Genomic DNA, 25,724 nt, shown 5'->3' with positions numbered 1-25,724 from the left:
GCTCACCGACACTTATCGGTCGTCAGACCTCGCCGGTACCGAACAGACTGTCCGCCGGCGACTTCGTGAGGCGGTAGTACAGCAGCGCGCCGGTCTCGCGGACGATGTAGCGCGCCTGCGTCTCGCGGGTCTGCACGACCGGGCCGCGATGGGTCGGCGACGTCCAGGTCTCGAGGCCGAGGTCGTCGGCCATCACCCGCGCGCGGAAGGAGTGCCACGGGTCGCTGACCAGCACAGCGGTCTTCCAGCCCCGTTTCTGGACCTGCTCGGCGACCGCGCGGAGGCTCCGCAGCGTGTCGCTCCCCTCGCCGACCGGCAGTGTCGCCGACGTGGGCACGCCGCGTTTGCGCAGCCACTGCGCGCCCGCGTGCGCCTCGGTGTAGTTGTCGTCCGCCTTCTTGCCGCCCGCGGTGACGATCACCTTCGCCACGCCCTGGTCGTACAGCGTCTTCGCCTTGGCCAGCCGGGCCTGGAAGATCTCCGACGGCCTGCCGTTGTACTGGGCCGCGCCGAGCACCACGATGACGTCGGCCCGGTCGCGCACGTCCTCACGCGCGACCTGCCAGACCCGGAACGCCGTTCCGCCGATCACCGCGACGACGACCAGCAGGAATCCCGCCACTATCCGGCGAACCCAGTTCGCGCGAGTCGGTTTCGTCCGTTCGGCGGTACTCACGTGGGTGATTCTCGCAGAGCGGGGAGTCGATCTCAGAGCCAGCCGTGCTCTTCCGCGAGCCGCACCGCCTCGGCCCGGGTCCTCGCCCCGGTCTTGCCCATCGCGGCCGAAAGATGGTTGCGCACGGTGCCTTCGGAAAGGTGCAGGGCACGGGCGATGTCGGCCACCGTGCGGCCGTCCTTGGCGGCACTGAGGACGTCGTGTTCGCGTCCGGTGAGCGGGCTCGCGCCGGTGGCGAGCGATTCCGCGGCGAGCGCCGGATCGACCACCCGGAGCCCGCCGTGGACCCGCCGGACGGCGTCCACGAGCTGCTCCGGCGGAGCGTCCTTGACGACGAACCCCGCGGCGCCCGCGGCCATCGCCCGCGAGAGATACCCGGGCCTGCCGAAGGTGGTGCAGATGATGATCCGGCACAGCGGAAGCGCGCCGTGCAGCTCGGCGGCGGCTTCGAGACCGTCCTTGCCGGGCATCTGGACGTCGAGCAGCGCGACGTCCGGGGCCGTCTCCTTCGCCCGCTGGAGCACTTCGTCTCCCGAGCCGACCTGGGCGACCACCTCGATGTCGGCTTCGAGGCCGAGCACGGTGGCCAGCGCCCCGCGCACCATCGCCTGGTCGTCGGCGAGCAGGACCCGGATCACGCGCAGCCTCCCGTGGGATCGGAGAGTGGCGCGGGCGCGCCGCTCCGGAAGGCGGACTCGGGTACCTCCGCCCGGACGAGCCATCCTCCCCCAGGTGGCGTGGTGGCGGTCAAGGTCCCGCCGACCGCGTCCAACCGTTCGGTGAGACCGCGCAGGCCGTTGCCCGCCGTCGCGTCGCCGCCTTCACCGTCGTCCTCGACTTCCAGCCAGGTCTTGCCGAAGCGGACTTTCACCCGTTTCGCCCCGGAATGCCGGATCACGTTGGTGACCGCTTCCCGCAGCACGTAACCGAAAGTGCGCTGCAGGGCGGGATCGACGTTGTCCACCGCGTGCGGCAGATCCGCGTCGATCTCGGCCGCCCGCAACGCCGCCCGCGCCCCGGCGACCTCCGCCGACAGCGACACCTCGCGATACTCGGAGACCGTGGCCCGGATGTCCGAGAGCGCGCTGCGGGTCAGGCCCTCGACCTCGCGGATCTCCTGTAGCGCGCGGGGGTCGTCCTTGCCGCTCTCCAGGATCCGGCGGGCGAGCCCGGCCTTGACCGTGATGGTGGTGAGGCTGTGGCCGAGGATGTCGTGCAGATCCCGCGCCAGGCGTTCGCGTTCGCCCGCCACCGCGAGCGTCGCGATCTCCTGGTTCGCCGCCTCCAGTTTCCGCACCGCGCGGACCAGGTTCGCCATGAAGAACATCGCCGCCGTGATCGAGGTGACCGCGATGAGATCGCCGAAGTCGTCCTTCCCGAGGACCAGGTGGACGGCCAGCACCAGCAGCAGGGCGCCGCCGTCCAGGATCACCGCCCACGCCGGCGGCAGCGTGAAGGCCAGCACCGCCGTCGCGTAGATCAGGACGTACGGGTTGTTGTCGTGCAGGAACACGAGGGCGAGACCGATGAGCAGCATCAGCACCGAGAAGACGTAGGTCGTCTTCCGCCGGGAAGGCCGCAGGCTGAGCGGGAACAGCACGTAGCAGGAGCCGTAGAAGAGCAGGAGAACGGCGATCACCAGCTCTTTCGCGGTCGCACCGTCGGTGGCCAGATCGACCACGGCGGGGGCGAAGCCGGGCACGATGAAGGCGAGGCCGAAGAACACCCACCGCCTCGGCCGAGGTCCCCGGCCGGTTCGCGGCGGCATGTCCGCCCACCAGTTCTCCCGGCTGTTCAAGCCCGTCTCGACCCTGCCCGGGTAGTCACTCACCGGTTCACCCATTTCTCAGACCCGCGCACTGTCCTTACGGTAACGCCTGATCACGAGCGTCCCGAGGACCGCGGTCCACGCCGCCAGCACACCGAGCGCGGCCGGGAGACTCACCGTGAGATGGTCGGTGACGACCGGGCGGACCAGCTGGATCAGCCAATACGTGGGCGTCACCTTGGCGACGTCGGCCATCCACGACGGCATCCCGTCGATCGGGATCCACAGGCCGCCGAGGAACCCCATGCCCATCATGACGATCATGTTCAGCGGCTGCATCGACTCCGGCGTGCCGAACTGGCCGAGCAGGAGACCGAGCAGCACCAGCGGGATCGCGCCGAGCCAGATACCCGCCACGAGCCGCAGCCAGCCGGCGGCGTCGAGGTGGACACCTTGGAAGAGGACACCGACCAGCGGGACGACGAGCAGCGACGGGAGCGCGACGAGCATCGCCGAGAGCGCCTTGCCGCCGAGGTAGCCGGCGCCGGTCAACGGCGTCAGCCGCAGCTGGCGCTGCCAGCCGGTGGACCGCTCGATGGCGAGTTTCGCGCCGCTCGTCATCGCGGCGGAGAAGGCCCCGAAGGCCATCATGTTGACCATGATCACGCCCGCGATGTTCACTTCGCCCGCGGCGAAGACGTTGGCCTGCAACAGGAACATCAGCACCGGGAAGGCGACCGCGAAGAGCACGAACCTGGTCGAACGGAAGGTGCGGACGATCTCGGTCTTGAGGTAGGTCGGGTTCATCGGACGGCTTCCTCGCTGGTGGTCAGGGACAGGAACGCGCCTTCGAGGCCGACGGCGCTGATCTCGATGTCGTGGGCTTCGGGTACGTGGGCCAGCAGCGCCCGCAGCGTCGCGTCGGAATCGGAACTGGAGATCGCCACGCGGCCGGCGCGGAGTTCGTGACCGGTGACCGCGGGCAGCGCCGCGATCACCGGCTCCGCCGCCGCGGGCACCCCCACCGCGCGGATCGTGCGTCCCCCGGCCAGCGCACGGACCTGCGCGACCGAACCGTCCGCGACGATCCGGCCCGACCGCATCAGCACGACACGGTCGGCGAACTCTTCGGCCTCTTCGAGATAGTGGGTCGCGAACAGGACCGTGCGGCCGGAGTTCGTGTACTCGTACATGGACTTCCAGAACTCGCGGCGCGTGCCGACGTCCATCGCGGCGGTCGGCTCGTCGAGGAGCAGCAGATCGGGGTCACTCACCAGCGCGACGGCGAACCGCACGCGCTGCTTCTGCCCACCGGAAAGCTTGGTGGAGCGCCGGTTCGCGATGTCCTCGATCCCGGCGCGGCGCAACGCCTCGCGCACGGGCATCGGCTCGCGGTGCAGCGCCGCGACCATGCCGACGGTCTCCGCGACCGTGAGATCCTCGACGAGCGCGCCGCCCTGCAGCATCGCGCCGATCATCCCGTCGCCGACCGCGTCACCCGGCTCCCGCCCGAAGACGGTCACGGTGCCGGCATCGGGTTTCGAGAGCCCCAGGATCATGTCGACCGTGGTGGATTTGCCCGCGCCGTTGGGGCCGAGGAGGGCGACCACCTCGCCCGGCGCGATCGTCAGGTCCACGCCGTCGACGGCGTGGACGTCCCCATAGTGCTTACGCAGCCCGGAAAGCCGGACCGCCGCCCCCGCGGTGATGTCTTGTTCTCGCATACTCAGAGCTTGTCGCGCGGGGGCGTCCCGGCCTTGGGCCGCGCGTCACGACCTGAGGGTGACAGTTGTCAGGGGTGGGGGGGTCGGCGCCGGTGGGGCGACGTTGCGAAAGCCACTTTCGCAACCTTCAACGTTGCGAAAGTGGCTTTCGCAACGCCGGCGAAGCCTGGGCAAGCGGTTCGGCGTGATCGAAGGGACGACAGGCGTGATTGGACGGACGGCACACGTGTCCAGACGGACGACTCGCGCCGGAGCCCGGTCGCGAGCGTGTCGTCCGTCCAATCACGCGTGTCGTCCGTCGGATCACGCGTGCCGTCCATCCAGACACGCGAAGGCAAGTACGTGAAGGCCCCCTTCACTGCGCCTAACGCAATGAAGGGGGCCTTCACGTACTTCCCAGCCGGAACTCAGGCGCCGATCAGACGCCCCGCCAGGTAGGACTCCAGCTTGTCGATCGCGACCCGCTCCTGCGCCATGGTGTCGCGCTCCCGCACGGTCACCGCGTGGTCGTTGAGCGAATCGAAGTCGACGGTGACGCAGTACGGCGTCCCGATCTCGTCCTGGCGCCGGTAGCGGCGGCCGATCGCGCCCGCGTCGTCGAAGTCGACGTTCCAGTGCTTGCGCAGCGCCGCGGCGACGTCGCGCGCCTTCGGCGTGAGGTCGGCGTTGCGCGACAACGGGAGCACGGCGACCTTGAACGGCGCGAGCCGGTAGTCCAGCTTGAGCACCGCGCGGGTGTCGGTGCTGCCCTTGGCGTTCGGCACCTCTTCCTCGTGGTAGGCGTCGACGAGGAACGCCATCATCGACCGGCCGACACCGGCCGCGGGCTCGATGACGAACGGGCGGAACCGCTGCTTCGTGGCCTGGTCGAAGAACGACAGGTCGACGCCGGAGTGGTTCGAGTGCGTGGTGAGGTCGAAGTCGGTGCGGTTCGCGATGCCTTCGAGCTCGCCCCATTCCTGGCCCGCGTTGAACGCGAAGCGGTACTCGATGTCGACGGTGCGCTTCGAGTAGTGGGAGAGCTTTTCCTTCGGGTGCTCGTAAAGACGGAGGTTGTCCGCCTTGATCCCGAGGTCCTTGTACCACTCGGTGCGCGCGTCGATCCAGTACTGGTGCCAGGTCTCGTCCTCGCCCGGCTCGACGAAGAACTCCATCTCCATCTGCTCGAACTCGCGCGTGCGGAAGATGAAGTTGCCCGGCGTGATCTCGTTCCGGAACGACTTGCCGATCTGGCCGATGCCGAACGGCGGCTTCTTGCGTGCCGCGGTCTGCACGTTGAGGAAGTTGATGAAGATGCCCTGCGCGGTCTCCGGGCGGAGGTAGTGCACGCCCTCCTCGGACTCGACCGGGCCGAGGTAGGTCTTCAGCATCATGTTGAAGTCACGCGGCGCGGTGTACTGCCCGCGGGTGCCGCAGTTCGGGCACGGCACCTCGGACAGGTCGTCCTCGGACACCTCCTTGCCCGACCGGGCGGAGAAGTCCTCGGCCAGCTGGTCGGCGCGGAAACGCTTGTGGCAGGACAGACATTCGATCAGCGGGTCGGTGAAGACGTCGAGGTGACCCGACGCGACCCACACCTGGCGCGGCAGGATGACCGAGGAGTCGAGGCCGACGACGTCGTCGCGGCTCTGCACGACGGTCTTCCACCACTGGCGCTTGATGTTGTCCTTGAGTTCGACACCGAGGGGCCCGTAGTCCCACGCCGACTTGGTACCGCCGTAGATCTCTCCACACGGGAAAACGAAGCCTCGACGCTTGCACAGGCTGACGACGGTCTCAATGGTGTTGGCGGGCACTCCACGCTCCGAAGCATGCGGGGACGGGTATGGACTAGAAGGACAAGACTAACCGCCCGTCCCCGCACGACCTCCGGCGAGGTCGGACCGCTCAGGGCCTGCTGACCAACGAGGCGGTGACGATGCGGTTGTCCTCGTAACCGTCGGTCCCGCCGACGTACTCGCCACCACAGGTGACCAGCACCAGCCGATGCGGCCCGTCCGGTCCGAACAGCTTTTCCGACTGTTCGGCGAGCTTCGTCTTGTGCACGGTGACGACCTCGCCGATCTTGTAGACCCACTTGCCGCCGTCGGTGTCGACGACGTCGACCTGCTGGCCGGTCTTGAGCCGCCACAGTTCGTCGAACGGGCCCTTCTTCCCCTTCCAGTTCACATGCCCGGAAAGCAGGGAAGCGCCCTGGTCGGCGCCCAGTTTCGCGCCCCACCAGGTGGCTTCGTCGAGACCCTCGGGGATGGGGAGGGTCCCGTCCGCGGTCAGTTCCTTGCGGATCAGTTTCGCCGTGCCGCCACCGGGGAGCCTGACCGTGCCGGGCGCCTGTCCCGTGTCGGCCGGGGCCTGCGCCTGCTGCCCCGCCGACGTGTCCGCCTGACCGGGGGCGGCCGCGACGACAGGATCACTCTTTCCGGTGAACACCAGCACCGCGACCACGGCCGCCACCACGAAGATCGCGGCGCCGATGAGGATCAACCCCAGGCTGGAGCGCTTTTTCGGCCGCTCCTCGCTCGCCGTGCCGTCGTCGATCTGTCCCACCATCGGGTATTACTCCTTGCTCGCGTCGAGCCGCCGGAGCGGCCGGTGTGGCTAGACACGCGACGCGAGCCGCGAGTGGTTGCACCGACTTCCCGCATTTCGTCCTCTGAATGCGGGAATCAGGCGGGCGGCCCGGAAACGGGAGTCGCGACGACGACCCGGTTGTCCCGGTAGCCGTCCGTACCCCCGAGGTAGTCGCCGCCGCAGGTGACCAGCACCAGCCGGTGCGGCCCGCTCTGCGCGAACAGCTTCGCCGCCTGCGCGGGCAGGTCGTTCTTGTGCACGGTGACGACCTCGCGCACGCGATAGACCCAGATACCGCCCGCCGCGTCGCTGACGGCCACCTCCTGGCCCTCGCGCATCCGCCACAGCTCGTCGAACGGCCCTTTGACGCCACCCCAGTTGACGTGCCCGGAGATCAGCGACGTACCCGCTTCCGCGCCGAGCCGCACACCCCACCACGCCGCGTCGCCGAGACCGCGCGGGATCGGGAGGACACCCTGAGCGGTGACCTCGGAGCGGACGAGTCTCGCCGACCCGCCTTCGGGCAGGCGGATCGTGCCGGGGCGCTGCCCCCGTTTCGAGCTGTCGGCGGGCAGCGCCAAGGGAGCGCCGTCCTCACCCGGCATGACCGCGGGTTCGGCGAACGAGACCGCCGGCGATTCCGGCGGGATCCAGGTCAGCACGACCACGCCCGCCGAGATCGCGATCGCGGTGACCACGGCGGACAGTCCCGCCAGCCAGGGCCGCACGGGCCGCTACTTCTCCCGCACCGGCACGGGCTTGCGACGGCGAAGCATCAGCATGGCCGCGGCGCCGACGAGGATGCCGCCGCCCAGCAGCCCGAGCCCGACCACGGTCCGCGTCGAGTCGTCGGCCTGCGGCGGGATACCGCCCGCGGGCACCGTCCCCGGCACCGCGGGCTGCTCGGGCGCCGCGCCCGGTCCCGTACCGCCGGCGGGCTTCGCCACGAAGTTCCTCGGGATCGCGCAGCTCACGCCACCGAGCACGACCGTCGTGCGGGCCTCTCGCAGATCCTTGCCGGTCTCGTCGCGCACGTGCGTGACGATGTCCACCTTCCAGCCCGCGACCGCGGTCACGTCGCCGGCGCGCCAGCCGTCCTGGCGGATGAGCTGGTCGAAGGCGGTCACGCGCGTGACGGTCAGGTCGGAGGTGGTCTTGTCCTTGCTGAGGCTCTCGTTCTTGATCATCGACGGCGGGCCGAGCTTGAGCCCCTTGACGTCGACACCCGAAGCACCGGATGGCTTGAGGTCGCCGTTCTGGTCCCGTACCCAGATCTTGCCCACGCTCGTCGACGACGTCGCCTTGCCCGGCGCGGCACAGTCGACCGAGCTCTTCGCGCCTTCGAGCACCAGCACGGTGTTGTCGAGCGGCTTCGCGCCGCCGCGCCCGTTGTCGATCAGGGCGTAGTTGCTTTCCGCGACCGCCGTCGGGACCGTGGTCTGCTGCAGCGCGGCGACCACGTTGTGATCACGGCTGGCGATCCCGGCCGGGAACGGGCTCTGCGCGCCGTAGCGGCCCAGGTTGATGGCCCATTTGTCACCGAGGGTGCCCTGCTCGCCGGCGTCACGCGGGACGACAGTGCGGTCCGGGGAGAGTTTCGACTGGCCGGGCGTCAACGGCGAACGCTGGGTCTCGGTGATCAGCGATCCCGGGTTCCCGATCCGCACCGACGCCACGTTCGCGAACGACACGGGGCCGGTCTTCTCATCGACGGCCTTCGTCGTCTGCGCCGAGGCGAGCCCCGGAACCGAGGCCAAAGCGACGGCCGCCGTCGCGGCGGCCAGCTTCGTCACGAAACGAGTCATGTCTCCCCACTGCCTTCTCCGGGCACTCTGAGCGCGGTCGTCAGTGTGAAGCGACGAAACGCTCCGCGACAACCTTGCACCGTTGGCGACGACATGCGAAGCGGAATGGTCATTTCTTCGCGAAGTCACCCGAATGGAGCAGTAACGTCGCCGCCAAGTGGTCGCCCGGTCGGCGAACAGACCAGCGGGGACGGGAACACTAAGATGGACTGGACTGTTACTGGCAATGACTTCGGAAATCATGATGGACTTGGAGGCCGCGATGGCTACGGTGACCCCGGATTCGGCCGCCGCGGGCCTCGCGGAGGACCCCGGACCGCATTCGTCCGCCCGTCCCCCCGCCGAACCCGCCGTGTCGGCCTCGCCCGCCGTGCTCGCGGACGCGGGTGACCTGCTCCGGGCCCTCGCCGCCCCCGTGCGCATCGCCATCGTGCTGCAGCTGCGTAACGCGGACCGGTGCGTCCACGAACTGGTGGACACGCTCGATGTCGCGCAGCCGCTGATCAGCCAGCACCTGCGGGTACTGAAGACCGCGGGGGTCGTACAGGGTGAGCGACGCGGCCGTGAGGTGGTGTACCGGCTGGTCGACGATCACCTTGCGCATATCGTGGTGGACGCCGTAGCCCACGTTCAGGAGGGGAAGTGAGCATGAGTCCGACGACGGCCAACAGTTCCGCGCCGGTGCCGGGACGCCGGTCGACGAAACAGCGGGCCGCCGTGGTGGAGCTGCTCAAGGAGATCGACGACTTCCGTTCCGCCCAGGAACTGCACGACGAGCTGCGCAAACGTGGCGACGGTATCGGGCTCACCACGGTGTACCGGACGCTGCAGTCGCTCTCGGAGGCCGGCGAGATCGACGTCCTGCGCACCGACACCGGCGAGGCCATCTACCGGCGCTGCTCGTCGCACCACCACCATCACCTGGTGTGCCGGATCTGCGGCAGCACCGTCGAGGTCGAGGGCCCGGCCGTGGAGCGGTGGGCCGAGAAGATCGCCTCGGAGCACGGGTTCTCCGACATCAGCCACACCGTGGAGATCGTCGGGACCTGCTCGAACCACTGACGGGCGTCACCGGGCCTGGTTCTTGAGGTGGTGTCGCGAAAGCCACTTTCGGGACACCAGACGTCTCGAAAGTGGCTTTCGCGACATGATCGCCAGGGCACATCGCCCAGCAGGACCCCGAGTACCGACCCGGTCCGGGCGTCAGTACTCGTACGGGTCCTTCGGCGCCGGCACCTGCCGCACCGACGTGAGCGTCAAGTCCGGCATGTAGCTGTTCTCCCGCACCGCGGTTCCCGGCACGACCGTCCCGGTGACCTCCAGCCAGGTGTCGTCCCCGAACCCCGACGCGCCCTCGCCCACCATCCGCACGGTGATCGGGTACGCGTCGGCGGCACAGCAGCCGATCACCATCCTGGCCAGCATCGTGTTGCCCTCGTTGTGCACCACGAACCCGGACAGCCGCACCGTCCGCCCGTTCAGCGAGCCACTGGAATCCCAGCCCGCCCGGCTGACGAATTCGTTGACCTCCAACGCGACCACATCCCCGGCGGGCAGCGGCGGGAAGGCGGCCGCGTTGCTCGCCGAAGCGCTTTGCGGCGCCCTGGCCTCCGTGCGGGTCACCGAATCGGCGCCCAGCGCGGGCGGCGCGACCAGGAACACGGCCAGCACCGGCACCATCAGCAACCAGGCCGACCGGGTGTTGTGCTCGTGCGCGTGGACGTCCCCGGACACGGCGGCGGCGGTCGCGCGGGCGGCCAGCAGGTCACGGACGATCGCGACCGCGCCCAGCGCGACCATCACCGCGCCGCCGGCGATGATCCACGGCTGCTGCGCGGGTTTGACGTAGCGCAGGTAGTCGCCGTTGATCGTGATCTTGAGCAGCGCCCCGCCGAGCAGGATCAGCAGGATGTTCTGGGTCTCGCGTTTCACACGCCACCTCCGAGGATCAGCGTGCCCGAGACGACCGCGCAGCTGAGCGCGACCACGAACGTCACGGGCGCGAACCGCAGCGCGAACGACTTGCCGAAGGTACCGGTCTGCAGCGCGAACAGCTTCACGTCGATCGCGGGCCCGACCACCAGGAACACCAGCTTCGGCAGCAGCGGCATCGCGGTCAGCGACGCGGCGACGAAGGCGTCCGCCTCGCTGCACAGCGCCAGCACGACGGCGAGCACGGCCATCACCAGCACGCCGAGCACGATCTGCTCCCCCAGCACCCCGAACCACTTCGCGGGTACCAGGACGTTCATCGCGGCGGCGACCATCGCGCCGAGCACCAGGAACCCGCCCGCCTCGACCAGGTCCGCCCGCGCTGTCTCGGCGAAGGTCTTCCAGCGCGAGCCGTGCTGGACCTCGGGGAGACGCCGCAAGGCGCGCTCCGCGATCCAGTCGAGCTTGCCCCACTTCGCCCACAGCCAGCCCATCACCATCGCCGTGGCGAGCGAACCGGCGAACCGGGCGAACACCATCTCCGGGTTCCCCGGGAACGCCACCGCGGTCGCGACCAGCACCACCGGGTTCACCGCGGGCGCGGCCAGCAGGAACGTCAGCGCGGCCGCGGGCACGACACCCTGCCCGATCAGCCGCCGCGCGACCGGCACCGACGCGCATTCACAACCCGGCAGGGCGACCCCGGCCAGCCCCGCGACACCGACCGCCGCACCGGCCCGGCGGGGAAGCACCTTCTCCAGCACCCGCGCGGGCACGAACGCCGCGATCGCGCCACTGATCAGCACCCCGAGCACCAGGAACGGCAGCGCCTGCACGCAGACCGCGACGAACACCGTCGAGCCGGTCCGCAGCGCGGGAACGTCGAACACCTGCTGGAGCCAGCTCTGCCCGAGGATCGCGATCAGCAGGATCGCGCAGAGCACCTCGATCGAGGTGATCTTGAACCGCCGGGCCGGCTTCCGCTCCGGGGCGCTTCTGGAAATGGTTTCCATGCGCGCGATGATGCCAGGTGACCCAGCGTTCCGGCGGTCACTCCCCGGGAGCGGTCCCCAGGAGGTCCGAACGCAGCTGCGACGCCGTCGACACGACCAGCATGAGCAGCGTTCCGAGCGGCGAGGGATCCATGCCCTCGGCCGGGAACGCGTACCTCAGCGTGATGTCGATGCCCTTCTCCGAACGCACGACACCGAGCGTCCCGAACAGGCCCTGTCCGGCGCGTTCCGCCGCCGAGGCCGCGATCGCCGGGTCGTCCGGCAGGTCCCAGGCGACGACGCAGGTCAGGCTCAGCACGGTCAGCCCTTCGGCCAGCCGGGTCGCCTGGATGACGCACGGGACGTCCGCGTGCGAGAAGGTCAGCGCGCCGTCGTCGTCGACGTGGACTTCGAGATAGCGCTCGAGGGCTTCCCGCGCGGAGGTGAGCAGGGCCGCCGTGTCCGCCGCCTCGGTGGTCATGAGGTTCCTTCCGAAGCCTTGTCGACGGCCCCGCCGAAGCGGCGGTCCCGTTTCGCGAACTCGAGGCAGGCCCGCCACAGGTGGGTGCGGTCGAAGTCCGGGAAGAGCGTGTCCTGGTAGACCATCTCGGCGTAGGCCGACTGCCAGAGCAGGAAGTTCGACGTGCGCTGCTCCCCCGACGGCCGCAGGAACAGGTCCACGTCCGGCATGTCGGGCTGGTACAGGTACTTCCCGATGGTCTTCTCGGTGACCTTGTCCGGGTTCAGCTTCCCGTCGGCGACGTCCTGCGCGATCCGGCGCATGGCGTCGCCCAGCTCGGCGCGGCCGCCGTAGTTGACGCACATGGTCATGTTCAGCGCCGTGTTGTGCTTGGTCTTCTCCTCGGCGACCTGCAGTTCCTTGATGACGCTCGCCCACAGCTTGGGACGGCGGCCCGCCCAGCGGATGCGGACGCCGATCGAACCGAGGTAGTCGACCTGGCGGCGGATGGTGTCGCGGTTGAAGCCCATCAGGAAGCGGACCTCCTCCGGGCTCCGCTTCCAGTTCTCGGTCGAGAACGCGTACACCGACAGCCATTTGACGCCCAGCTCCACGGCACCGCTGGCGACGTCGATCATCACCGCTTCACCGCGTTTGTGGCCTTCGATCCGCGGCAGTCCCCGCTGGTTGGCCCAGCGGCCGTTGCCGTCCATCACCAGCGCCACATGCTTCGGGAGGAGTTCCTTGGGGATCTCCGGCGGCCGGGCACCGGACGGATGCGGCTCCGGCGCGCGAAGTTCGAATTGTGACGCCTTGTTCTCGCGTCCCCTGCGCAGCACCTTCGAGCCTCCTGATCGAGCGAACCTGTGCCTGCGACCCTACTGCGCCTGCGTGCTGGTCTCCCGCGCACGCCTCTCCACCAGCGGCAGCGACCGCAACTGGCGCTCCAGATGCCACTGCAGATGGGCCGCGACCAGGCCGGACGCGTCCCGCCGCGGCACCGGCTGCGAAGCCTCGGCCACCGGCCACTCGCCGTGCAGGAGCGCCGCGAGCAGCGTCAGCACCTCCGGGGAGGGGTGGACGCAGCCGGGGACCCGGCAATCCGGGCACATCGAGCCGCCGGCGGACACGCTGAACGCCTTGTGCGGCCCGGGCAGGCCGCAGCGGGCGCATTCGGTGATCGCGGGCGCCCAGCCGGCGTAGGCCATGGCGCGCAGGAAGAAGGCGTCGAGGATGAGGGAACTGTCCCGCTCCCCGCCCGCGAGCGCGCGAAGGGCGCCGACGACGAGCATGTAGAGCTTGAGCACCGGCTCGCCCTCTTCGGCGGACAACCGGTCCGCCGTCTCGGCGATGGCGCTCGCGGCGGTGTAGCGCTGGTAGTCGGCCACCAGCGGCAGCGCGAAGGCGTCGACCGTCTCGACCTGGGTGATCACGTCGAGGGAGCGGCCGGTGTAGAACTGGACGTCGACGTGGCCGAACGGCTCCAGCCGCGCCCCGAAGCGCGATGACGTCCGACGCACGCCTTTCGCGACCGCACGGACCTTGCCGTGCCGCCGCGTGAGCAGGGTGACGATCCGGTCGGCCTCACCCAGCTTGTGCGTCCGCAACACCACTCCGGTGTCGCGATAGAGGTTCACCACCCCGACATCGTCCCACCTGGGACCGACATCGGGGTGGTGCGCCCCGGAAACGAAATCAGCAGTAGCTGCCGTAGCAGCTGTAAGTCGACGCGCTCGTCGCCAGGACGACGGCGAAGATGATCCACACGATCGAAAGCAGGCAGCCGACGCCACCGATGATGGTGGCGATCAGGCAGAGCGTCTTCGTCGACTTCGACGCGTCCATGGCGGCGGCGTAGTTGCCCTGCATCTTGTAGGTGTTGACCTCGTTGGACTTCATGATCGCGAAGATCGCGATGATCCAGAAGAGGAAGATGCAGCCGATCGCCCAGCCCTTGTAGTCCTTGATGGCGTTGATGTCACCGCCGGGCATACCGCCCGGAGCGCCGTAAGGAGCGGGCTGGCCGTACGGAGCGGGCTGCCCGTAGGGAGCGGGCATGCCACCGGAAGGCGGCCCATAGCCAGGCTGCTGCTGTCCATAGGGCTGCTGCTGGCCGTAGGGGTTGGTCATGAAAGTGGTCCTCGTTGTTCTTTCGGCTTCGGGTCGGGCTAGATGCTCGCGGCGACCAGGACGATCCAGAGAATGGAGAACAGGCAGCCGACCCCGCCGATGATCGAGGCGATCATGCACATGGTCTTCGTCGACTTCGACGCGTCCATGGCGGCGGCGTAGTTGCCCTGCATCTTGTAGGTGTTGACCTCGTTGGACTTCATGATCGCGAAGATCGCGATGATCCAGCAGAGGAAGATGCACCCGATCGCCCAGCCCTTGTAGTCCGGGATCGAGTTGATGTCACCGCCGCCACCGGGCATCCCGCCCGGGGCGCCGTAGGGCGCGGGCTGACCGTACGGCGCGGGCTGGCCATACGGCGCCGGCTGGCCGTACGGCATCGGGTTCGGGCCGGAAGGCTGGCCGTACGGCGCGGGCGTGGCGCCGGACGGGGGTCCGTATCCGGGCTGAGGCTGCTGGCCATAGGGTTGCTGGCCGGGGCCGGGCTGCTGGCCGTACGGGTTCGTCATCGGGTTCCCCACTTGTGTCGTGCTTCCCGACGGGTGGATCCCGCCGGTCGTTCCTTACTTCTGCGGTGTTCCGGGCCCGTTCGGCCCATCCGCTCCGGGCAACTGCTGCCTCAGCTGCTCCGGGGTGATCTTCTGCGTCGGCTCGGCTTCGTCGAACCCGGACGGCGCCTGCTGAGGTTGCTGTCCCGGGCGGAGGACCTGCGTCGGCTCGGCCTCGCCCAGGGCCGGTCCAGGCTCGGACTCCGCGGACGGCGCCGCGGTTCCCTGCGGCTGCTGCCCGAACGGCTGGGACGGCTGCTGCCCGAACGCCTGTGGCTGCTGGGGCGCGCCGACCGGCTGTTGCTGCTGCGGTTGCTGGCCGAACGGCGAGGGCGGCGCGGGGAACGACGACGAAGCCGGCTGCGGCGGCGCGGGGAATCCCGGCGACTGGCCGAACGGCGCCGACGCGGGCGCGGCGTCGGCCTCGCCCGGCACGACGACGGTGCTGAGGATCTTGTCGGCGAACGTCTGGTTCTTCTCGTCCCAGAGCGGCCAGAGGTAACCGAGACCGCAGACCCAGCCGTCGAGGTTGTGGCACAGGTCCCGGACGAAGGCCATCAACGGGCCGATCGGCTGCCCATCGCTCTCGCGGACGAGCTTGATCTTCAGGATCTTCTTGCCGAGCGACTGGCCGGTGGTGCCCATCCTGATCCACCGGTTGTAGACGGTCCAAGCGAAGCCTGCGAGGTAGCCGAGGCCGGCGATGAACAGACCGAGCGTTTCGGGCCCCACCGCCGAGATGATCGCGCCGATGATCGGCAGCACGACGATCGGGCCGAAGTCGATGAGCGTCGCGCCCGCGCGCAGGCCCCAGTGGGCGTAGTCGGTCTGCGGGCCGAACTGGGCGGCCTGGCCGAACGGCGAGGGCTGGCCCTGCTGACCGAACGGGGACGGCTGTCCCGGCTGCTGGCCGAACGGCGACTGCGGCTGCGCGCCGAACGGCTGGTTCGGCTGCTGGCCGAACGGGGACTGCTGCTGTTGCCCGAAGGGCGAAGGCTGCTCGCCCGGCGCCTGCTGACCGAACGGCGAAGACTGCTCGCCCTGCTGCGGCTGTTGCCCGAACGGCGAAGGCTGGTCACTCTGGTGCTGCCCGAAGGGCGAGGACTGTTCGCCCGGCGCCTGCTGACCGAACGGCGAAGACTGGCCACTCTGCTGCGGCTGCTGCCCAAACGGCGAAGCCTGGTCACTCTGCTGCTGCCCGAAGGGCGAAGACTGCTCGCCCGGAGCCTGCTGACCGAACGGCGAAGACTGGCCACCCTGCTGCGGCGGCTGCGGTTGTTGCCCGAAGGGCGAAGGCTGGCCACCTTGCTGAGGCTGCTGCCCGAACGGCGAGTGCTGCTCTCCCGACGGCTGTCCGAACGGCTGCTGCGCCTGCGGTGACTGCGGCTGCCCGTCCCCCGGCGGGGGCCCGGATCCGGGCGGCGGCTGCTGTCCCGGCGGCTGCTGGCCGTAGGGAGTGGTCATCGAAATCCCCTCGCTGGTTGCGGCGACCCGGGCTGAATGTACGGCATGGGTACACACCGAGCAGACCGGTGCGCGGGAGCGTACTCGGTACCACCGACGATCCGGGCCTCGGCCCGGCACTCACACGTAGAGCGAGGTGAACGGGGCGAAAGGCAGGTTACGGATGACGAACCAGACGACGAACACGACACCGAACGCGAGCGGCGTCCAGCGCCAGTGCAGCCAGCTGTTCACCGCGCGGCCCCGAAGTCTTCCGACCGCCCAGGCGACGGTGCTCCAGACCAGCAGCAGAAGGACCACAAAGGACACCGCGTTGTAGTGCAGCGCGGCGGGGATGTCCCCGTGCAGCGCGCTGTAGACCATGCGCATGCCGCCACAGCCCGGACAGGCGATGCCCAGCAGGGTCTTGGTGGGACAGACCGGAAGCGGCCCGCCCGGAGTGGTGGGATCACCCAGCCAGAGGACGACGCAGCCGAGCCCCGCGCCGGCCGCGATGGCCAGGGGTGGCCCCAGCGCGCGGGCCTTCGCCTTGAACCCGCGCGCCGGGAATCCCGTGTAGACGGACGACGTCACGGCGTGAAGCTTCCCGCCGACGCGCCGATGATGACCATCACCACGATGAAGATGATGTACAGCAGGAAGAGCACGCCGGTGGAGATCGCTCCCCACATGGCCCACTTCTTCGCGTCGTCGGCGGCCTTCTGGGCTTCGGCGTGGAAGCCCTGCGACCACAACGTCTGCACCTGGCTCGACTTCACGATCGCCACGATACCCAGCGGCAAGCAGCACAACACCGTGCAGAGAATGGCCCACACCAGGTTGTTGTCCGGCGGCGGGCCGTAGTTCGGCACGCCGCCGTAGTACGGCTGCTGCGGCGGTGGCCCGCCCGGGGGCGGGTAGTTCGGGTACTGGTCGGTCATGAGGTCTCCCCCTCGATCGCCTCGATCAGCGGTAGGTGTTCACGTCGACCGAGGTCGCGAAGACACCGAGCACGACGACGAGGATGACGTACAGAACGGCGATCACGGCACCGACGATGGCCGCGATGATCGACCACTTCTTGGCCGCGTCGGCCGCTTCCTGCGCCGCGGCGGGCTGCCCCTGCGCCCAGAGGGTGTTCACCTGGTTCGCCTTGACGATGGCGACGATACCGAAGGGCAGGCAGCACAGGATCGTGGTGAGGATCGCCCACACCAGGTTGTTGTTGGGCGGCGGGCCGGGGTTGTTGAAGCCTCCACCGCCCTGAGGGTCGCCGGAGTAGTTGGGCAGGCCCTGGTTGTCGGTCATTTACCGCTTTCCCTTCACGAATGATATGCAGAACTACGACCCGGGCGCGCCGCCCGATCAGCGATCACCGGAGTCAAGGGTTGAGACTCTAAGGTCACCCGTCCGGTTCCACATCATCAACCGGTCTCCGCGACCGAATCGAGACATTCCGTTCAGTCAGAAGCCCAGCCGTCGCAACTGACGGGGGTCGCGCTGCCACTCTTTGGCGACCTTGATGTGCAGGTCGAGGTAGACCTTCGAGCCGAGGAGCCCCTCGATCTGCTGCCGGGCGCGGGCGCCGACGTCCTTGAGGCGCTCACCCTTGTGCCCGAGGATGATGCCCTTCTGGCTCGGTCGTTCCACATAGAGGAACGCGTGCACGTCGATCATGTCGTCCCTGCCCTCGTGGGGCAGCATTTCCTCGACGGTGACCGCGATCGAATGCGGGAGCTCGTCGCGCACACCCTCCAGCGCCGCCTCGCGGATCAGCTCGGCGACCAGGGTCTGCTCGGGTTCGTCGGTGAGTTCGCCGCCCGGATAGAGCTGCGGCCCCTCGGGAAGGTGCCGCACCAGCAGGTCCGAGAGCGCGCCGACCTGGAAACCGTCCACAGCGGACACCGGGATCAGCTCGGCGAACTCCATGACCTCCTGCAGGGCGAGCAGCTGCTCGGCGACCTGCTCGGGTTTCACGAGATCCGTTTTGGTGACGACGCCGATCACCGGGGTCCGCTTGGCGATCTTCTTGAGTTCGGCGGCGATGAACCGGTCACCGGGACCGACTTTTTCGTTGGCGGGAACGCAAAGCCCGACAACGTCCACTTCGGACCATGTCGAGTGGACGATGTCGTTGAGCCGCTCGCCGAGCAGGGTCCGCGGGCGGTGCAGCCCCGGTGTGTCGATGATCACCAGCTGGGCGTCGTCGCGGTGGACGATGCCGCGGATGGCGTGGCGGGTGGTCTGCGGTTTGCTGGAGGTGATCGCCACCTTGCTGCCGACGAGCGCGTTGGTCAGCGTCGACTTGCCGGCGTTGGGCCGTCCGACGAAACAGGCGAAACCGGAACGATGCGGCTCGGCCATCAGCTCAGCACCTTGCCACTGGGATCCGCGAGATAGACCGGGGCGTCTTCGGCGATGTCCCGCACCGCCTGGAGCGAAGCGCCGTTCAGGAGCGCGTCACCGCTGACCACGACGGCGGCCTCGATTCCTTCGGCTCCACTCGAAACGGCGGCGGCGACGGCGGCCTGCAACGCGGTCAGCTTGAACGACGGCTGGTCGACCGTGCTCGCCGCGTAGGTGCGGCCGTCGGTGTCCCGGAGCGCGGCGCCTTCGGCGGCCTGGGTGCGGGCTCGCGCGGACCTGGCCAGGGTCACCAGCTTCTGGTCCTCGGCGTCCAGCTCAGGCATGTTCGACACTCCTGTCACGTTCATCGGGCTGCGGGACCCGGGTCCGGCGCCTGCCCTGGGCAGGGTCGGTCACCGCGTCCGCGTCGGCGGGGTGGACGACCACCGTGGTGATCCGCATCCGCCCGCGCCGGTCCTTACCGCCTTCGGCGAACAGCCGAAGTCCGGCGACCTCGGCTTCGGCCCCCGGCAGCGGGACCCTACCCAGTCGCTCGGCGAGCAGCCCGCCCACGGTCTCCACGTCGTGGTCTTCGAGGTCGATCCCGAACAGTTCGCCCAGGTCGTCGATCGAAAGCCGGGACGACACGCGGACCGCGCCGTTTTCGAGTTCTTCGACCTCGGGGCGTTCGTCGGTGTCGGATTCGTCGGTGATCTCGCCGACGATCTCTTCGAGGATGTCCTCGATGGTGAGCAGGCCGGCGGTGCCGCCGTACTCGTCGACGGCGATCGCCATGTGGTTGTGGGAGACCTGCATCTCCTTCAGAAGGTCGTCGAGCCGCTTGGAGTCCGGCACGAAGCTCGCCGGGTTCATCAGCTCCTGGACCTGGCGCTGCGAGCCGCCCTCGGCCATGTACGCGGGCATGAGGTCCTTGATGTTGACCACGCCCACCACGTCGTCGACGGAGTCACCGATCACCGGCAGCCGGGTGAATCCGGTCCGCAGGGCCAGCGCGAGCGCCTGGCGCACGGTCTTGTCGTGCTCGATCCAGACGATCTCCGTGCGCGGCACCATGACCTCGCGGGCGACGGTGTCGCCGAGCTCGAACACCGAGTGGATCATCTCGCGTTCGGATTCCTCGACGACGCCGCGCTCCTGGGCGAGGTCGACCAGCTCCCGCAGTTCGACTTCGGAGGTGAACGGGCCTTCTCGGAAACCGCGGCCCGGGGTGATGGCGTTACCGAGGACGATCAGCAGCCTGCTGAGCGGGCCGAGGATCGACCCGAGGACGCGGACGGGACCCGCGACGACCAGGCCGATCCGGTACGGGTGCTGGCGGCCGAGGGTGCGCGGACCGACCCCGATGATCACGTAGCTGACCACGACCATCACACCCGCGGCGACGACGACGGCGAGCCACAGCGGCTCGACCCAGCCGAGGACGTCGACGGTGACCAGCACGGTGGCGGTCAGCTCGCAGGTCATCCGCAGCAACAGGATCAGGTTGATGTGGCGGCGGCGCTCGGCGATGACCAGGGAAAGCTGGCGCGCGCCGGGCCTGCCGAGCCGGACGAGACCGTCGGCGCGGGCCTTGGAGACCGTGCTGACCGCCGCGTCGGCGGCCGCGAACACCCCGGCGAGCAGGATCAGCGCGATGGCGATGATCAGCAGAGCCGCGGGACTACCCATTCCGGCGCCGCCTAGGCCGGGGGTTCGTCGGCGGGCACGGCGTCGAGGCCGGCGGTGCCGAGGAGCCTGTCGTCCGCGGAGCGCTGTGCGTCACGCTTGTTGAGCGCGGCCACGGCCGCCTGGAACTCGCCGAGGATCCGCTTCTGCAGGCCGAACATCTCGCGTTCCTCGGCCGGTTCGGCGTGGTCGTAGCCGAGCAGGTGCAGCACGCCGTGCGTGGTGAGCAGATGCAGCTCGTCCATCAGCGAATGGCCCGCCGTCTTGGCCTGGTCCTTCGCGAACGCCGGGCACAGCACGATGTCACCGAGCAGCGCGGGCGAGGCGTCCGGCGCGTCGGGGCGGCGTGACGAGTCGAGCTCGTCCATCGGGAAGGCCATCACGTCGGTGGGACCGGGCAGGTCCATCCACCGCTCGTGCAGGTCCTCCATCACCTCGAGGGTGACGAGCAGGATGGACAGCTCGGCGAGCGGGCTGACCTCCATCTTGTCGAGCGCGAACCGGGCGGCCGACACGATGGAGGTCTCGTCGACGTTCACGCCCGATTCATTGGCGATCTCGATGCTCATGAACGGCGTTGCCCTTTCCAACCGCTGCCCTGGCCCCGGTTGCCCTGGTCCTGGCTGTCCTGCAGCGCCTGCCACTTCTCGTACGCGTCGACGATGTCGCCGACGAGCTTGTGCCGCACCACGTCCTGGCTGGTGAGCTGGGCGAAGTGCAGGTCCTCGACACCTTCGAGGATGTCGCGGACCACCCGCAGGCCGCTCTTCTGGCCGTTGGGGAGGTCGACCTGCGTGACGTCGCCGGTGACGACGATCTTGGCGCCGAACCCGAGCCGGGTGAGGAACATCTTCATCTGTTCCGGCGTGGTGTTCTGCGCCTCGTCGAGGATGATGAAGGCGTCGTTGAGGGTGCGGCCGCGCATGTACGCCAGCGGCGCGATCTCGATGGTGCCCGCCTGCATCAGCCGCGGGATCGACTCGGGCTCGACCATGTCGTGCAGCGCGTCGTAGAGCGGGCGCAGGTACGGGTCGATCTTCTCGTTGAGCGTGCCCGGCAGGTAGCCGAGGCGCTCACCGGCTTCGACCGCCGGGCGGGTCAGCACGATGCGCGTGACCTGCTTGGCCTGCAGCGCCTGGACGGCCTTCGCCATGGCGAGATACGTCTTGCCGGTACCGGCGGGGCCGATGCCGAAGACGATCGTGTGCTTGTCGATGGCGTCGACGTAGCGCTTCTGGTTGAGCGTCTTGGGCCGGATCGTCTTGCCGCGCCGGGAGATGATGTTCATGCTCAGCACTTCGGCCGGTGACTCGTGGTCACCGGTGGAGAGCATGCCGACGGTGCGGCGGACGGTGGCCGGGTCGACCTGCTGGCCGCGGCCGGCGAGCGTCACGAGTTCGGCGAAGACACGCTCCGCGAAGGCGACGTCGGCGGGGGCGCCGGTCAGGGTGACCTCGTTGCCCCGGACGTGGACGTCGGCGGCGAGGAGTTCCTCGGCGACGCGGAGGTTTTCGTCCCTGGAGCCGAGCAGGCTGAGCGCGGCGGCGTCGGGGATGGGGAATCGGGACTGGGCCGCCTCGGTGATCGCGGCCTCGTCGGTCTTCGTCGGGATGACGTCCGCGGGAACGTCGGGTCGGGCGGCTTCACCCGGTACGGTTCCGGCCACGTGGCCTCGGGCCTACTTCCTGCGCTTACGCTGCGATTTTCAACGACAGTGACAAGTTCGATGTTACTGGTTGCGGGTGTCGGCACGCAGTCCGGTTTCCGGAGGGCGCGCGCCTCAGCGGCCGAAATGCCCCAGCTGCTCGCCGCCGAGCACGTGCGCGTGCACGTGGAACACGGTCTGGCCAGCGTCACGGTCGGTGTTGAACACCACCCGGTACCCGGACTCGGCGATGCCCTCGATCTCCGCGACCTTCCGGGCCGTCGAGGCCACGTCGGCGAGGAGTTGCGGGTCACCCGCGGCCAGCTCGGCCAGATTGCGGTACCGCTTCTTCGGCACCACGAGCACATGCACCCGGGCCTGCGGCGCTATGTCCCGGAACGCATACGTCGTCTCGTCCTCGTACACCTTCTCGGACGGGATCTCACCCGCGATGATCCGCTCGAACAACGTCTCCGCGTCACTCATCCCCCCACCCTATCCCCACCCCCGCGCCGCACCCGACACGCTTCGCCACACGCGAAAGTGCCGCCTCGGTCCGAGTGGTCGTGAGTGGCGTTTCGGGTTAGAACCCGAAACGCCACTCACGACCCGGGAAGGAGCCGGGCCCGACGCCGGTACCGAAGACCACGCACGCTTTGCTCTGCCGCGCCGACCGCCGACCCCCGCCGATCGCGCCGTGGGGGCCAGGGGGCTCACCCCCGGACCAACACCCACGGCATCGGATTCCGGGGTGCGACAAGGTACGAAGGCCTGAAATGAAGATGCCGCGGCGCGGTGGGCCCTGGGGGTCGGCCCACCGCCGCCGCGGCTCCGCCGGACCGAGGGGGGAGGTGCCCGGCGGGGATTCACGCGCGCGACCGGGCTTCATCCCCAGTGGCGCGCCGAAACCGTGTGTTGCGCGTCAGTTAACGAGAGTAACGGCTGTTTGCGTGATCGCGCCATAACTCGCCGCAAATTGGTGGGGTGTTTTTCACTTCCAGCGTTCTGTGAGAACCCCTAGCGCCCCGAGTGCCACGGCGGCGGCGGTGGAGGTGCGCAAAACGGTGGGGCCCAACCGAATGGCGGTCGCGCCGGCGTCGGTGAGGGTGCTCAGTTCTTCGTCGGTGATGCCGCCTTCGGGGCCGACGACGAGGAGGATGTCGCCTTGTGCCGGGAGTTCGATCTCGGTGAGGCGGGTGGTGATGCCGGATTCGAGGACGAGTGCGCGGGAAACGGTCTGGGCGAGTTCGGCGAGTTCCCGGGTGGTGACGGCTTCGGCGACTTCGGGGACGTGGGCGCGGCGGGCCTGTTTGGCGGCGGCGCGGGCGGTGGTGCGCCAGCGGGTGAGGGCTTTGTCCCCGCGGGTTCCTTCTTCCCAGCGGGCGACGCTGCGCGCGGCACGCCAGGGGACGATGGCGTCGGCGCCGGCTTCGGTGGCGAGCTCGACGGCGAGTTCGCCACGGTCACCCTTCGCAAGCGCCTGGGCGACGATGACGCGCAGTGCGGGCGGTTCCTCGGTCCAGTGTTCCTCGATGGCGAGGGTGAGCGCCGCGTCGCGGCCCGCCTGGACGGCTTCGACGACGCAGCGCGCCATGCCGCCTTCGCCGTCCGAAAGCACGAGACGTTCCCCGACGCGCAGGCGCCGGACGGTGGCGGCGTGCCGGGCTTCCTCACCGTCGAGCGTGGTGCGCCCGGAGCCTGGCAGGGCGGCGGTGAGGAAGACCGGCAGTGTCGTCTCGGGCACGGGCTACCGGTGGTTCTTGGTGCGCAGCTTGGAGAACAGCCCGCCGGGCTTGGAACCGTTCGAGGCCAGCGAAGGCACGTCCTCGCCGCGCTGCTGGGCGAGTTCGACGAGGAGGTCGCGCTGGGCGTCGTCGAGTTTGGTCGGCACTACGACGTCGATGTGGACATGCAGGTCGCCGCGGCCGTCGACGCGGCCGGAGGACCGCAGCCGCGGCATTCCCTTGGCGGTGAGCACGAGTTCGGTGGCGGGCTGGGTGCCCGGCTCGATGTCCAGCTCGTAATCGCCGTCGATGAGCGTCTCGATGGGCACCGTGGCGCCGAGCGCGGCGGTGGTCATCGGGATGCGGAAGTTGCAGTGCAGGTCGTTGCCCTGCCGGACGAACACCTCGTGCGGCGCCTCGTCGATCTCGACGTACAGGTCGCCCGCGGGGCCGCCGCCGGGGCCGACCTCGCCCTGGCCGGAGAGGCGGATGCGCATACCGTCGCCGACGCCCGGCGGGATCTTGGCGGTGACGTTGCGGCGGGCGCGGACCCGGCCGTCGCCGCCGCACTGGCGGCAGGGGTCGGGGATGACCTCGCCGAAGCCGCGGCAGACCGGGCAGGGACGGGCCGTGACGACCTGGCCGAGGAAGGACCGCTGCACGGACTGGACCTCGCCCGCGCCGCCGCAGGTGTCGCAGGTCTTGGTGCCGGTGCCTTCGGCCGCGCCGGCACCGCGGCACAGGTCGCAGACGATGGCGGTGTCGACGGTGATCTCGCGGTCGACACCGGTGGCGCATTCCTCGAGGGTGAGGCCGAGGCGGATGAGCGCGTCGGAGCCGGGCTGCACGCGGCTGCGCGGGCCACGGCCGCGGCCGCCGCCCCCTCCGGCGGCGCCGAAGAAGGCGTCCATGATGTCGCCGAGGCCGCCGAAGCCGGAGAACGGGTCTCCGCCGCCACCGCGGGCGCCGCCGTCCATCGGGTCGCCGCCGAGGTCGACGACCTTGCGCTTCTGCGGGTCGGACAGCACCTCGTACGCGGTGGTCACCTCGCCGAAGCGGTGCTGAGCGTCTTCCGACGGGTTGACGTCGGGGTGCAGTTCACGGGCCAGTTTGCGGTACGCGCGCTTGATCTCCTGATCCGTCGCGTTCTTCGCAACCCCGAGAATGCCGTAATAGTCCCTCGCCACCGTCTCCGCCTTCTCCTTCTGACTTCGACCTCAACGCCGCGTTCAGCGGCCGGAGAGGATCTGCCCCACGTAGTTCGCCACCGCGCGCACCGCGGCGATGGTGTTCGGGTAGTCCATCCTGGTCGGCCCGACGACGCCCATACCGCCGAGCAGCATGTCGTCCATCCCGTAGCCGATGGACACCACCGAGGTGCTGCGCATCTGCTCGTCCTCATTTTCCTCACCGATGCGCACGCTGATCGCACCGGGGTTGCGCGCGGCCGCCAGCAGCTTGAGCACGATGACCTGCTCCTCGAGCGCCTCCAGCACCTGCCGCAGCGATCCGGGGAAGTCCGAGACGTTGCGGGTGAGGTTGGCCGTGCCGCCGAGCACCAGCCGCTCTTCGGGGTGTTCGACCAGCGATTCCACCAGCACGGTACAGACGCGGGTGAGGCTGTCTCGCAGCTCGCCCGGCGACTTCTCGGGCAGTTCGGCGACCGACGCCGCGGCGTCGGCGAGCCGACGGCCAGCCAGTGCCCCGTTGAGCACCGTGCGCAGCCTGGCGACGTTCTCCTCGGTGATGACGTCCCCGAGGTCGACGGTGCGCTGGTCGACGCGGCCGGAATCGGTGATCAGCACGAGCATCAGCCGCGCGGGGGTGAGCGGCACCACTTCGAGGTGGCGGACGGTGGAGTTGGTCATCATCGGGTACTGGATGACCGCGACCTGCCTGGTCAGCTGCGCGAGCAGCCGGACGGACCGGCGCAGGACGTCGTCGACGTCGGTGCCGCTGTCGAGGAAGGCCGTGATGGCCCGGCGTTCGGCCGCGCTGAGCGGTTTGACCTCGGCGATCCGGTCGACGAACAGGCGGTATCCCTTGTCGGTGGGGATCCGGCCCGCGCTGGTGTGGGGCTGTGTGATGTAGCCCTCTTCTTCGAGCGCCGCCATGTCGTTGCGCACCGTGGCGCTGGACACCCCGAGGTTGTGTCTGTCGACGATCGCCTTGGACCCGACGGGCTCCTGGTTGGAGACGTAATCGGCGACGATCGCGCGCAGCACTTCGAATCGGCGTTCTTCGGCGTTGGCCACCCGCACCTCCCTCGGCTCG

At 69.3% G+C, this 25,724-nt stretch carries 32 protein-coding genes; 3 read left to right on the top strand and 29 right to left on the bottom strand.

All coding sequences use genetic code 11. The features are described from left to right. Window positions 1-22: 22 nt before the first annotated feature. From ACZ1DY_RS12190 to ACZ1DY_RS12150, 9 genes are all read right to left on the bottom strand, one after another. A complete protein-coding gene (locus tag ACZ1DY_RS12190) occupies window positions 23-676 on the bottom strand; it encodes a YdcF family protein (protein ID WP_465484374.1) in 654 nt (217 codons plus the stop codon). Window positions 677-708: 32 nt separating this feature from the next. Next, window positions 709-1,314 carry a response regulator transcription factor gene (locus ACZ1DY_RS12185; RefSeq protein ID WP_257488238.1) on the bottom strand — a complete coding sequence of 202 codons (606 nt, stop codon included), beginning with the start codon at window positions 1,312-1,314 and terminating at the stop codon, window positions 709-711. Continuing rightward, a complete protein-coding gene (locus ACZ1DY_RS12180) occupies window positions 1,311-2,507 on the bottom strand; it encodes a sensor histidine kinase (protein ID WP_257488239.1) in 1,197 nt (398 codons plus the stop codon). Before ACZ1DY_RS12180 ends, ACZ1DY_RS12185 begins: the two co-directional genes overlap by 4 nt. 15 nt (window positions 2,508-2,522) lie before the next feature. Next, entirely contained in the window at window positions 2,523-3,251 is a 729-nt protein-coding gene (locus ACZ1DY_RS12175) for an ABC transporter permease (RefSeq protein WP_465484373.1), read from the bottom strand. Further along, complete coding sequence (locus ACZ1DY_RS12170; protein WP_465484372.1) at window positions 3,248-4,168, bottom strand: ABC transporter ATP-binding protein; 921 nt, start codon at window positions 4,166-4,168, stop codon at window positions 3,248-3,250. The genes ACZ1DY_RS12175 and ACZ1DY_RS12170 overlap by 4 nt, the downstream gene beginning before the upstream one ends. Before the next feature lie 407 nt (window positions 4,169-4,575). Further along, window positions 4,576-5,964: a glycine--tRNA ligase gene (locus tag ACZ1DY_RS12165; RefSeq protein WP_034316415.1), complete on the bottom strand. Its 1,389-nt coding sequence runs from the start codon at window positions 5,962-5,964 to the stop codon at window positions 4,576-4,578. A gap of 91 nt (window positions 5,965-6,055) precedes the next feature. Next, window positions 6,056-6,718 (bottom strand): class F sortase, encoded by a 663-nt coding sequence (locus ACZ1DY_RS12160; RefSeq protein ID WP_126729470.1) that lies wholly within the window; start codon window positions 6,716-6,718, stop codon window positions 6,056-6,058. Between the two features lie 116 nt (window positions 6,719-6,834). Then, window positions 6,835-7,467 (bottom strand): class F sortase, encoded by a 633-nt coding sequence (locus tag ACZ1DY_RS12155; protein ID WP_465484371.1) that lies wholly within the window; start codon window positions 7,465-7,467, stop codon window positions 6,835-6,837. A 6-nt stretch (window positions 7,468-7,473) separates the two neighbouring features. Next, window positions 7,474-8,544 (bottom strand): hypothetical protein, encoded by a 1,071-nt coding sequence (locus ACZ1DY_RS12150; RefSeq protein WP_257488244.1) that lies wholly within the window; start codon window positions 8,542-8,544, stop codon window positions 7,474-7,476. Between the two features lie 262 nt (window positions 8,545-8,806). On the opposite strand from ACZ1DY_RS12150, the gene ACZ1DY_RS12145 reads away from it, so the two are divergent. Both ACZ1DY_RS12145 and ACZ1DY_RS12140 read left to right on the top strand, forming a co-directional pair. Then, window positions 8,807-9,190, top strand: coding sequence for an ArsR/SmtB family transcription factor (locus ACZ1DY_RS12145; RefSeq protein ID WP_126729475.1), 384 nt, complete (start codon window positions 8,807-8,809; stop codon window positions 9,188-9,190). Between the two features lie 2 nt (window positions 9,191-9,192). Continuing rightward, complete coding sequence (locus ACZ1DY_RS12140) at window positions 9,193-9,606, top strand: Fur family transcriptional regulator (protein ID WP_034316411.1); 414 nt, start codon at window positions 9,193-9,195, stop codon at window positions 9,604-9,606. A gap of 141 nt (window positions 9,607-9,747) precedes the next feature. Here ACZ1DY_RS12140 and ACZ1DY_RS12135 read toward each other — a convergent pair whose 3' ends face one another. From ACZ1DY_RS12135 to ACZ1DY_RS12100, 8 genes are read right to left on the bottom strand one after another with little or no spacing between them, the layout of a single operon-like run. After that, window positions 9,748-10,476, bottom strand: a complete 729-nt coding sequence (locus ACZ1DY_RS12135; RefSeq protein ID WP_465484370.1) for a TIGR03943 family putative permease subunit — start codon at window positions 10,474-10,476, stop codon at window positions 9,748-9,750. Further along, window positions 10,473-11,489 (bottom strand): permease, encoded by a 1,017-nt coding sequence (locus ACZ1DY_RS12130; protein WP_465484369.1) that lies wholly within the window; start codon window positions 11,487-11,489, stop codon window positions 10,473-10,475. Before ACZ1DY_RS12130 ends, ACZ1DY_RS12135 begins: the two co-directional genes overlap by 4 nt. A gap of 37 nt (window positions 11,490-11,526) precedes the next feature. Continuing rightward, entirely contained in the window at window positions 11,527-11,949 is a 423-nt protein-coding gene (locus ACZ1DY_RS12125; RefSeq protein WP_005158775.1) for a hypothetical protein, read from the bottom strand. Further along, the gene (locus tag ACZ1DY_RS12120; protein WP_037342848.1) at window positions 11,946-12,767 is read right to left on the bottom strand and encodes an isoprenyl transferase; all 822 of its coding nucleotides are present in this window, start codon (window positions 12,765-12,767) and stop codon (window positions 11,946-11,948) included. The genes ACZ1DY_RS12125 and ACZ1DY_RS12120 overlap by 4 nt, the downstream gene beginning before the upstream one ends. 39 nt (window positions 12,768-12,806) lie before the next feature. Next, window positions 12,807-13,568, bottom strand: a complete 762-nt coding sequence (recO, locus tag ACZ1DY_RS12115) for a DNA repair protein RecO (RefSeq protein WP_125676128.1) — start codon at window positions 13,566-13,568, stop codon at window positions 12,807-12,809. A gap of 55 nt (window positions 13,569-13,623) precedes the next feature. After that, window positions 13,624-14,058 (bottom strand): CD225/dispanin family protein, encoded by a 435-nt coding sequence (locus ACZ1DY_RS12110; protein WP_257488247.1) that lies wholly within the window; start codon window positions 14,056-14,058, stop codon window positions 13,624-13,626. Between the two features lie 38 nt (window positions 14,059-14,096). After that, window positions 14,097-14,567 carry a CD225/dispanin family protein gene (locus ACZ1DY_RS12105; protein WP_185926925.1) on the bottom strand — a complete coding sequence of 157 codons (471 nt, stop codon included), beginning with the start codon at window positions 14,565-14,567 and terminating at the stop codon, window positions 14,097-14,099. Between the two features lie 54 nt (window positions 14,568-14,621). Beyond that, window positions 14,622-15,371, bottom strand: coding sequence for an RDD family protein (locus ACZ1DY_RS12100; protein ID WP_465484368.1), 750 nt, complete (start codon window positions 15,369-15,371; stop codon window positions 14,622-14,624). A gap of 48 nt (window positions 15,372-15,419) precedes the next feature. Here ACZ1DY_RS12100 and ACZ1DY_RS12095 point away from each other — a divergent pair, with 48 nt between their 5' ends. Continuing rightward, window positions 15,420-15,986: a hypothetical protein gene (locus ACZ1DY_RS12095; protein ID WP_465484367.1), complete on the top strand. Its 567-nt coding sequence runs from the start codon at window positions 15,420-15,422 to the stop codon at window positions 15,984-15,986. A gap of 204 nt (window positions 15,987-16,190) precedes the next feature. Here ACZ1DY_RS12095 and ACZ1DY_RS12090 read toward each other — a convergent pair whose 3' ends face one another. The 12 genes from ACZ1DY_RS12090 to hrcA all read right to left on the bottom strand — a co-directional run bounded on the left by ACZ1DY_RS12090 (window position 16,191) and on the right by hrcA (window position 25,705). Beyond that, entirely contained in the window at window positions 16,191-16,643 is a 453-nt protein-coding gene (locus tag ACZ1DY_RS12090; RefSeq protein ID WP_126729486.1) for a DUF2752 domain-containing protein, read from the bottom strand. Further along, window positions 16,640-16,990, bottom strand: a complete 351-nt coding sequence (locus tag ACZ1DY_RS12085; RefSeq protein WP_126729487.1) for a CD225/dispanin family protein — start codon at window positions 16,988-16,990, stop codon at window positions 16,640-16,642. Before ACZ1DY_RS12085 ends, ACZ1DY_RS12090 begins: the two co-directional genes overlap by 4 nt. Before the next feature lie 25 nt (window positions 16,991-17,015). Next, window positions 17,016-17,357 (bottom strand): CD225/dispanin family protein, encoded by a 342-nt coding sequence (locus tag ACZ1DY_RS12080; protein WP_126729489.1) that lies wholly within the window; start codon window positions 17,355-17,357, stop codon window positions 17,016-17,018. A gap of 156 nt (window positions 17,358-17,513) precedes the next feature. After that, window positions 17,514-18,413 (bottom strand): GTPase Era, encoded by a 900-nt coding sequence (gene era, locus ACZ1DY_RS12075; protein ID WP_016332464.1) that lies wholly within the window; start codon window positions 18,411-18,413, stop codon window positions 17,514-17,516. After that, window positions 18,413-18,739, bottom strand: coding sequence for a cytidine deaminase (locus ACZ1DY_RS12070; protein WP_192745782.1), 327 nt, complete (start codon window positions 18,737-18,739; stop codon window positions 18,413-18,415). The genes era and ACZ1DY_RS12070 overlap by 1 nt, the downstream gene beginning before the upstream one ends. Beyond that, complete coding sequence (locus ACZ1DY_RS12065; protein ID WP_257488250.1) at window positions 18,732-20,084, bottom strand: hemolysin family protein; 1,353 nt, start codon at window positions 20,082-20,084, stop codon at window positions 18,732-18,734. The genes ACZ1DY_RS12070 and ACZ1DY_RS12065 overlap by 8 nt, the downstream gene beginning before the upstream one ends. A gap of 11 nt (window positions 20,085-20,095) precedes the next feature. After that, complete coding sequence (ybeY, locus tag ACZ1DY_RS12060; RefSeq protein WP_126729494.1) at window positions 20,096-20,650, bottom strand: rRNA maturation RNase YbeY; 555 nt, start codon at window positions 20,648-20,650, stop codon at window positions 20,096-20,098. Continuing rightward, window positions 20,647-21,747 (bottom strand): PhoH family protein, encoded by a 1,101-nt coding sequence (locus ACZ1DY_RS12055; protein WP_126729495.1) that lies wholly within the window; start codon window positions 21,745-21,747, stop codon window positions 20,647-20,649. The genes ybeY and ACZ1DY_RS12055 overlap by 4 nt, the downstream gene beginning before the upstream one ends. Window positions 21,748-21,861: 114 nt before the next feature. Further along, a complete protein-coding gene (locus ACZ1DY_RS12050; protein WP_465484366.1) occupies window positions 21,862-22,212 on the bottom strand; it encodes a histidine triad nucleotide-binding protein in 351 nt (116 codons plus the stop codon). A gap of 505 nt (window positions 22,213-22,717) precedes the next feature. Beyond that, a complete protein-coding gene (locus ACZ1DY_RS12045; protein WP_257488253.1) occupies window positions 22,718-23,470 on the bottom strand; it encodes a 16S rRNA (uracil(1498)-N(3))-methyltransferase in 753 nt (250 codons plus the stop codon). Window positions 23,471-23,473: 3 nt separating this feature from the next. Then, the gene (gene dnaJ / locus ACZ1DY_RS12040) at window positions 23,474-24,637 is read right to left on the bottom strand and encodes a molecular chaperone DnaJ (RefSeq protein WP_125676153.1); all 1,164 of its coding nucleotides are present in this window, start codon (window positions 24,635-24,637) and stop codon (window positions 23,474-23,476) included. A gap of 42 nt (window positions 24,638-24,679) precedes the next feature. Then, window positions 24,680-25,705: a heat-inducible transcriptional repressor HrcA gene (hrcA, locus tag ACZ1DY_RS12035; RefSeq protein ID WP_126729501.1), complete on the bottom strand. Its 1,026-nt coding sequence runs from the start codon at window positions 25,703-25,705 to the stop codon at window positions 24,680-24,682. Between the last annotated feature and the right edge of the window lie 19 nt (window positions 25,706-25,724).

The organism is Amycolatopsis sp. PSD-21 (assembly GCF_055561455.1).
The sequence above is the reverse complement of the archived record's forward strand: the minus strand, read 5'-3'. Positions and strand labels throughout refer to the sequence as shown.